This is a genomic window from Paenibacillus sp. E194, from assembly GCF_000935845.1.
GTDB classification, from domain to species: Bacteria; Bacillota; Bacilli; order Paenibacillales; family Paenibacillaceae; genus Paenibacillus_B; species Paenibacillus_B alvei_B.
This window is the reverse complement of the sequence record NZ_JMDX01000227.1, coordinates 1-9,009: the sequence shown is the minus strand read 5'-3', so window position 1 is coordinate 9,009 and position 9,009 is coordinate 1. Positions and strand designations below refer to the sequence as shown.

9 protein-coding genes are annotated in these 9,009 nt (G+C 46.6%); all 9 read right to left on the bottom strand.

Going from position 1 to position 9,009, the window contains the following annotated elements; translation table 11 throughout:
* A partial coding sequence (locus AZ66_RS23210) for a sensor histidine kinase (RefSeq protein WP_044357027.1) occupies positions 1 to 1,250 on the bottom strand: 1,250 nt, incomplete at its 3' end.
* Entirely contained in the window at positions 1,243 to 1,929 is a 687-nt protein-coding gene (locus tag AZ66_RS23205; protein WP_044357026.1) for a response regulator transcription factor, read from the bottom strand. The genes AZ66_RS23210 and AZ66_RS23205, both read right to left, overlap by 8 nt.
* A 293-nt stretch (positions 1,930 to 2,222) precedes the next feature.
* Positions 2,223 to 2,399, bottom strand: a complete 177-nt coding sequence (locus AZ66_RS33895; RefSeq protein WP_156160054.1) for a hypothetical protein — start codon at positions 2,397 to 2,399, stop codon at positions 2,223 to 2,225.
* Positions 2,400 to 2,695: 296 nt separating this feature from the next.
* Positions 2,696 to 3,520, bottom strand: coding sequence for a sporulation transcription factor Spo0A (spo0A, locus tag AZ66_RS23200; protein WP_021252968.1), 825 nt, complete (start codon positions 3,518 to 3,520; stop codon positions 2,696 to 2,698).
* Between the two features lie 120 nt (positions 3,521 to 3,640).
* Complete coding sequence (gene spoIVB, locus AZ66_RS23195; RefSeq protein ID WP_082061697.1) at positions 3,641 to 5,113, bottom strand: SpoIVB peptidase; 1,473 nt, start codon at positions 5,111 to 5,113, stop codon at positions 3,641 to 3,643.
* Between the two features lie 122 nt (positions 5,114 to 5,235).
* Positions 5,236 to 6,960 (bottom strand): DNA repair protein RecN, encoded by a 1,725-nt coding sequence (recN, locus tag AZ66_RS23190; protein ID WP_021261767.1) that lies wholly within the window; start codon positions 6,958 to 6,960, stop codon positions 5,236 to 5,238.
* Between the two features lie 24 nt (positions 6,961 to 6,984).
* Positions 6,985 to 7,434, bottom strand: coding sequence for a transcriptional regulator AhrC/ArgR (gene ahrC, locus AZ66_RS23185; RefSeq protein WP_005546729.1), 450 nt, complete (start codon positions 7,432 to 7,434; stop codon positions 6,985 to 6,987).
* Between the two features lie 121 nt (positions 7,435 to 7,555).
* Positions 7,556 to 8,011 (bottom strand): hypothetical protein, encoded by a 456-nt coding sequence (locus AZ66_RS23180; protein ID WP_044357025.1) that lies wholly within the window; start codon positions 8,009 to 8,011, stop codon positions 7,556 to 7,558.
* 129 nt (positions 8,012 to 8,140) lie between these two features.
* A complete protein-coding gene (locus tag AZ66_RS23175) occupies positions 8,141 to 8,968 on the bottom strand; it encodes a TlyA family RNA methyltransferase (RefSeq protein WP_044357023.1) in 828 nt (275 codons plus the stop codon).
* Between the last annotated feature and the right edge of the window lie 41 nt (positions 8,969 to 9,009).

The window sequence follows — 9,009 nt, the reverse complement described above, 5'->3', positions numbered from 1 at the left end:
AGACCACTTCCATTTCCATCTCTTCGTCTTGACCGATCTACTTTATAAAATCGCTCAAATACCCGATTTAGTTCTTGATCAGGGATACCTATTCCGGTATCGGTAATCGTCACTTGTGTCCAGCCTGCCGGCTGGTTCGTTAACGCAATGGTGATTGTCCCCTTGTTCGGCGTAAATTTCATGCTGTTGCCGATTATATTCATCCAAACATGGCTAAGCAGATCTTCGTCCGCAACAATCGTTATAGGAGTCAACTGCAAATCCATATGCAGCGTCTTGTCCTTCCATTGCGGCTCGCAGGCCACTACAATTCTACGCAGCTGCTCATCGAGCGCGTAAGCTCTCATGTTCATCGGATGATGATCCGACTCCAGAGAGGCCAACTGGAGCAAGTTATCGCTTACACGAGATAATCGCTCACTTTCCTTTAAAATAATGTGCAGATATTTCTCCCGCTGCTGCTCTGGAATGACATTCGATTTTAGAGCTTTGGTGAATCCTATGATTGAGGTTAGAGGGGACTGGATCTCATGCGATACATTGGAGACGAAATCCTGCCTCATCTGCTCAAGCTGGTTCAGCTCTTTAGCCATTTGATTGAAGCTATCCGCCAGCTCGCCAATCTCATCTCTTCTCCTCATACGCAGCTCAGCCGAGAAATCCCCCTTTGCCATCTTCCTCGTAGCAGCAGTCATTCGCTTGACCGGCAATACAACATATCGGGCGGCGATCAGAAAACATAAGCTGCCAACGACAAGTACAACGACGAGAACCATTGTAATAAATCGGCCGATTACATCCAACCCGCCAATCGACATTTGCAAAAATAAAGCCTGACGCTCGTTACCGATCTGTAAAGGAATTCCAATAATCGGCTCTTCTTCAACATTGTCCGCAATTGCACGAATTCGCTCCCCTGCCAGCACCTTCTTCAGCTGTTCTGCCTTAATGGGGTAACCTACCCGTTCTTTTGCATTGTGGTGGATAACAGTGTCTCCATCACTATTCAATATCCGAACCTCATACATCGTAAGTGCCTTCAACGACATCACATAATCCTTAAATTGAGATGCTGACATCGAAGTACGCAGACGAGCCAAGTCATCACCAAGATTCATCAATTGACGGTACGACACTTCTTCCATTTCCTTCTGAAACAACAACCCCGACACAGAAAAGGCGGCAATAATGCCGATAATAATTGCTAATATGAACGTAAGCACCACTTGAACGTACAGGGTCTTAATCATGACATACCTCAATTCGATATCCGAGGCTGCGAGCAGTCACAATATTAAAGATCTCCGAGTAGTTGGAAAATCGTTCACGGAGCCGCTTTATATGTACGTCAACGGTTCGGTCGTCCCCTGTATAGTCCATCCCCCATATATCCTGTATGAGCTGTTCCCTCGTTAAGATTTGTCCAGCGCAGCTCGCAAGCTTAAAGAGCAGTTCAAACTCCTTCAACGGCAATGTAATGACAGAATCGTCATCCTCCATCATCACTTTATAGCTGCTTCGATCCAAACGCAGCGGGCCAAGCTGCACAATCTGCGAGAATGCAATCCGGTAACGCCGCAGCAGTGCTTTGACGCGCATCACCAGCTCCACTGGATCGAATGGCTTCGTGATATAATCATCCGTTCCCAATTGGAATCCTCTTACCTTCTGGCCGGGTTCCCCTTTGGCTGTAGCCATAAGGATAGGCAAATCAGGATGTAAACGACGCAGCTCCTCGCACAGCTCCCACCCATCCATATTCGGCATCATTATATCTAGAATGACGAGATCGACCCGCTCCGCATCCATGTACCGTAGCGCCTCCATCCCATCCCGTGCTTCAATAACGTGAAATCCTTCTGCTCGGAGATATAATCCTATCAGTTCCACTATATTTTCATCATCATCTGCGACCAATATCGTTCTCATGTACAGGGATTCTCCTTTGGTTTGGAACATTTTTCTATATGACTATTGTAATACACGTTAACTTCGAATAACATCTTCGGATTATTTCCATTCCATGAAAAAAAGCACTGACCCTGTTGCGATCAGTGCTTGCCTGCCTTCGAATTCTGTAATCTGAGTGAGTATTTACTTCATTCTAAGAAATGTAGCTTCTGCTATCATTTGATCAGAACGCCTGGTCGGATAACCTGGGATATGAACTGTTGGATCGCGAACAACATCTGCTCCTGTTCCAAATGCTGCGGGCCAGCATGCTACCGCTTCTGTAAAATCTGACTCCCGAGCAGTTTGAACGGGTCGGGAAGTATCCCGACGGAGTTCAGTAGTACACGTTCAAAGAGCTGCTGAAACTCCGTGTCGAGCATGTCCGTGACCACCTCGCCCAGATCGAGCGGGTAATGCAAGCATTTCTGAAGGTTAGAATATAACACCTAAGCAAGCCCCATGTCATTCACGATGCTCAAATGGTAATAGCTCCCCAAGCTCCTTATTCCATAATCCCCGTCAATTCTATCAAGTGTATCGTTGGCGTTGATATGTTAGAACCATGAAAAATAAGCAAAGCCCCGTCTTCCCAACGGGGCTCTCTTCATGTGATTAGCGATCTATTACGCCTAAATACGATTATTATCTGGCCTGTAGAGCTCGGGGAAATTGACTCAGAACCATAACCGACGAGGCAAAATCACTATAGCATTTATCAATCAAGACATCATTGCATTAGGCGCTATGAAACCTTATGCTCAATTCTCAGCTTGTCAGCTACCATCGCGATAAATTCGCTGTTCGTAGGCTTTGACTTGCTGATGTTGATTGTGTAGCCAAAGAGACGGCTTATGCTGTCGATGTTGCCGCGCGTCCATGCTACTTCAATCGCATGGCGGATTGCGCGTTCAACACGGCTTGGTGTCGTTTTGTACTTCTCCGCGATCGCTGGATACAGCGTTTTCGTGATGGAGCCCAAAATTTCGATATTGTTGTACACCATCGTGATTGCTTCGCGCAAGTACTGGTATCCCTTAATATGCGCAGGAACCCCGATTTCATGTATGATGGACGTGATATTCGCGTCTAAGTTTTTGGATTTGCCAAGCGGTACGACATTCGACTTCGATACAGATGATGTCATTAGATTACTAGCAGATCCTCCAGTTACCGACGCATTGGATGCAACACCTGCAAGCTGTCTAATACGATTCGCCAAAATGTCCATATCGAAAGGCTTCAATATGTAATAGGATGCGCCAAGTTGAACCGCACGTTGCGTAATGCTCTCTTGTCCGAAGGCTGTGAGCATAATGATCTTCGGTTGCGGGGACAAGTCCATATTGCGCAAGCGCTCTAGTACACCCAAACCATCCAAATGAGGCATAATAATATCGAGAATCAGCACGTCAGGTACCGCTCTCGTCTGCTCAAGGAATTGGAGCACCTCTTCGCCATTATAGGCAACACCAGTAACGACCATGTCGTCTTGTTCGGATAAGAAATCAGCCAACAAATTTGTAAACTCTCTGTTGTCGTCCGCTAACAATATTTCGATCTTTTGCAACTTGGGATCCTCCCTTGTCAAAGTTTCGCACACGATAGTAACCGGTTTGGTGTTTATCGCTTCCAGATCATGTTATTCGACATCAAAGATGAAATTCCTTCTGTCGAAAACTTTTTTTCTTTATTTTTTAAATTTTTCTATTATAATTAATGATTTGTCCAACGATCCAACAGTTTTCGTATTCATTCGTATCGATTCGACATATCCTGAAGATTGATGCGATCGTCGAGATGAAAAAGAAAAAGAAGGATCACGTTGAACGTGAACCTTCCCTTGTTCATTCATTGACTGAGGTGAGGCCAGGACAACACCAGCATCCTGCAGCATCCATTCGATGAAGCATCCGTAACCTGAGCTTGGATCATTGACGAACACATGCGTAACTGCACCAATCAATTTGCCATCTTGAATAATCGGACTGCCGCTCATCCCTTGCACAATGCCTCCGGTTTTTTGCAGCAGCCGCGGATCTGTTATGCGGATAACCATCCCTTTGGTTGCAGGTGCTGATTGCTTCGTAACATGGACGACTTCAATCTTGTATCGTTCCACTTGTTGACCATTCACCACGGTCAGCATTTCGGCAGGCCCCACCTTAACCTCTTCGCGGAATGCAACAGGAATCGGTTCTTTATATACACTATGTTCTGGATTCGATACCATCTTACCAAAAATGCCAAATGGCGTATTGCGTTCGATATTGCCTAACACACGGCTTTCCTTCACAAATTGAGCGCGTTTTTCACCCGGTTCTCCATTTTGACTTTTCGAAATGGAAGTTACATGAGACTGGACAATTTCACCTTGTCCCACCACGATCGGAGTCTGCGTGTCCATATCCGTAATGATATGTCCAAGTGCACCATACACTCCTTGGTCTGGAGCATAGAACGTCAATGTTCCTACTCCGGCTGCTGAATCTCGGATGTACAGGCCTAACCGCCACGTTTTGTCCTCCTGATCGTACGCAGGGGTCAACTGAGCTTTCACTTCAGTATCGCCGCGCCGAATTACAAGATCGAGTGGACGTTTGTTCTCGCCAGCCTGCTTCACGATATCCGCAACCTTGCTTACATCATTCAATCGATTACCGTTCATACTCGTAATGAGATCACCAAGGCGAACACCGGCTTCTTCACCTGGAGATACTTTGCGTTCTCCCTCAACCTTCACAAGATGATGGCCGACAACAAGGATGCCTGCTGATTTGACTTTGACGCCAATCGTTTGGCCTCCGGGAATGACACGCAAATTCGGAACTACATTCACTTTCAAAGTCTTGAGTGGAATGCCTCCGAACAGCTTCAATTTCAGCTCTGCTTGACCAGATTGGGCTGACTGTAATGAAATTGGACGATTCGGTGATAATTGGAATGTAGGTCGATTCTCGCCGTTCACACGCAAAATATCCGGTCGATCTACCGTCGCTGAAGCCTGAACAGGCATCACGAGGTCAAGCTTCGTTTGCTGTCCTTCAAATAACCTCAGTTGATTCGGCAGCGCCGCATACGTGCGAAAGGTTGCTGTTGTAGTGCTTAAGCATACAAGAATGACGAGCATTAGGCCAAGCAGTCGTTTGACGTTGGGGTTCAAAGGTGGTCACACTCCTTTGTTAGACGGAAGCTTGACGAAAAGAGACGTGCCCATTTCGTAACTTTAAGGTATCCCCGGCCCCTACGTTTTATAAGTGAAAATGATTCCTAAATCCCTTAGAATTACGCACCTTTTTGACGTTCAGCCAATTCAAGCATTTCTTGTGCATGATGCATAGTCGCTTCCGTTACTTCCACACCGCCTAGCATGCGAGCAAGCTCGATAATACGGCCTTCATCCTCCAATTCATGTACCTGAGTAGAAGTCCGTTCATCTCGAACCTGCTTCTCGATGTAGTATTGGTGGTCAGCCATGCAAGCAACCTGTGGAAGATGAGTAATAGCGAATACTTGCCCGCTCCGAGACACTTCAGCAAGCTTCTCAGCAATGGCTTGAGCGGCCCGGCCACTTACTCCAGTATCCACTTCGTCAAATACGAGCACTGGGATTCGATCAACTTCGGCGAAGATTGTCTTCATGGCAAGCATAATACGTGATAGCTCACCGCCAGATGCGATCTTATGGAGCGGACGCAATGGTTCTCCAGGGTTCGGCGAAATAAGGAACTCTGCATCATCCCATCCGTTCTTCGTGAAGCGAACAGATACACCGTCGACCTCATGCCCGCCTTGTCCATCCTGCAATCGATCCAAACGGACATCAAGCCGAGTACGTTCCATATGAAGATGCTGCAGTTCCGCTTCAATTCGCTTCGTCAATTCCAGTGACAACTCACGCCGAGCATCACTCAGGGCTTGCGCTCGCTTGGCAAGCTTACCCAGACGTTCTTGTGTCTCTGCTTCGAGCTTCAATATTCGTTCATCCTTATGCTCCAGCTTGTCAGCTTCATCTTCAATCTTGGCTAAATATTCAAGCATCTCCTCAACAGTTGAGCCATACTTGCGCTTCAATGAAGTCAGCTGATCCAGTCGATCCTCAATTTGTTCAAGACGTTCCGGATTGAACTCGATATTCTCACGGTAATCGCGGAGCTGATAAGCCGCATCTTCCAGTTGATAATACGCATTTTGCATTTGCTCAATAATAGGCTGGAACTTAACTGTGTCATACATGAGCACATCTTCAAGTTTGGAAATCGCGACACTAACGGAATCCATTGCACCTTGGCCATACAAGCGTTCATAAGATACATTTACATGATCCATTAGCTGCTCCGCATTGGCTAGTTTGCGCTTTTCTTCCGTTAATGATTCATCCTCACCAATTTTCAACTGTGCATTGCGCAGCTCCTCAATCTGGAACCTGTACAGATCAAGCATTTGATAGGCTTGCTGACTCGTTTCCTTTAATTGATTCAATTCATGCTGCAGCGCCATGAAGCATCCGTAATCATCACGATATTTACGCTTAAGCGCAGCAACATCTTCCCCGCCATAAGCATCGAGCCAGTCCAAGTGACGCTCAACCTTGAGCAGGGATTGGTGCTCATGCTGCCCATGAATATTAATGAGCAGCTCACCAATTTCACGCAGCATTGTCAACGTAACCATTTGACCATTGATCCGGCACATGCTCTTGCCCTGTGCGGTCAATTCCCTACGAATAATGAGGAGCTCTTCGCTACTTCCCTGAATCCCTAAGCGGGAAAGCGCCTCCCATACCGGATGATCAACGGCAAGATCGAACGAAGCCTCGACTTCCGCGCGATCACAGCCATATCGAACAAAATCTGCTGATCCCCTTGCTCCTCCGATAAGACCTAACGCATCGATAATGATCGACTTGCCCGCGCCCGTTTCCCCCGTTAGAACATGAAATCCACGGTGAAACCGCAGCTGTACCGATTCAATAACCGCCAAATTGCGGATAGATATAGCTACTAGCAAGAAGAACCCCTCCCGGAAGAACACTTATGAAATATAACTCATCACTTGATCAACAACACTCTGACTCAATTCTTTTGTACGGCAAATGATCAAGATTGTATCATCACCGCATACCGTGCCCATAATTTCAGGCCATTCAATCGAGTCCATTAATACAGCGATCGCATTTGCTGTACCTGGTAAACACTTCATGACTACTAAGTTCTCAGCGCTGTCAACACTGACGAAGTTATCAAGAAGTGACCGCTTTAACTTCTGTGCAGGATTGAAGCGCTGATCAATTGGGAGTGAATATTTATATCGGCCATTGTCCATTGGCACCTTAATGAGATGCAATTCTTTCATATCCCGAGATACAGTTGCTTGAGTAACATGGAATCCTGCATTGCGCAATGAATCCACCAGTTCGTCTTGCGTCTCAATATCGTTATTCATTACGATTTCTCGGATTTTAATATGTCGTTGTCCTTTCATGCATGCCCTCCATACTGTCTATACCATAATACCATGACTTATTATTTGCTTTTTACGATAACTTTCTTATTGCATTGGCGCGCTTGCCATTCTTTCATACCTACGCCTAATCTTGCAAGGGTCAAGCTTCTGCTTCCCCAAACTCCATATGAAGCATGCGAAGACGCCGCTCTGCCATATCAACGACAAGCAGCCCATCACATTCAGGATATGCTGCGAAGTAAGCTCCCCAATGTCTGCGAATCGCACTGGCGCTCCAATCGAGCTGCATCCGTTCGCGTACGATACGAACAATATACCATTGTTCGCCCCGTTTGACGACCATATCAATCCACAATTTCGCGGATTCTAGCGCTTCTCCGTCCATCTGAATCTGAATTGGCACAAAATACTTGCCGCCAATGATCTCGTAACCCGCTGACTCAAGCAATGCGACAATCTCATCATCCTGCGGATATCTCTCGGATAAGCACACATTCTCCATCGCTTCAGGTGTTCGCATATAATGTCGTATTGCATATCCAATCCATACAGCCAAACCAATTCCGATCAATCCCATGATCCAACGATCACCCATCGAAATTCCCCCTGGTTCGCAGCCTATGCGCATATAGATTTGATTAGAAACGTGCTATGGTGCAAAAGAAACTCATCCGACGGATGCTTGTCCCGGATGAGTTTCTTCTACAGCATGTTCCATTGCCAGTTAGGATCGGAACGTAGTATGTGCCTCCCGCACGACGTCAGCGATCAAATCGCGCGATACTTGCGGCACTTCTTCCTCCGTAAGTTCAGGCACATTCCAGTACGCTAGAAATTCAATATTGCCCTCTCCGCCCGTTATGGGAGAGTACGTTAACCCTTCCAATTGGAAACCGATCGAGGCAGCAAAATCAAGAATCTCTCTTAACACCTGCTCATGTGTGCTTGCTTCACGAACAATTCCCGATTTGCCAACCTTCTCACGGCCTGCTTCGAATTGAGGCTTAATCAGTGCGACTACCCGTCCAGGCTTAGCCAGCAATCGCGCAAGCGGTGGTAGGATCAGTTTCAAAGAAATAAAAGAAACATCAATAGAAGCTGTATCCGGTACCGGTCCTACTAAATCCCCTGGCTCCGTATATCGGAAATTCGTTCTCTCCATGACGATTACCCGATCATCATTGCGCAAAGACCAGTCAAGCTGGTTATAGCCAACATCTACTGCATATACCTTCTGTGCACCATTTTGCAATGCGCAATCGGTAAATCCTCCAGTAGATGCTCCAATATCAAGCATTACAGAGTCCTGCATGTTCAATCCGAATTGCTGGATCGCCTTCTCCAGCTTAAGTCCGCCGCGGCTCACATAAGGATGAACCGCTCCCTTCACGGTAATTGCAGCGTCACGCGGTACCTTCATGCCAGCCTTTTCAATTCGTTCCGCATTCGCCAGCACAAGGCCTGCCATAATGGCAGCCTTGGCCTTCTCTCTACTCGTGTAATACCCCTGCTCGACGAGCAGGACATCAATTCGTTCCTTCGGTATAGACATTCTGTACTCCCGTCTCATTCCATTCATTCATCAATGCGAAC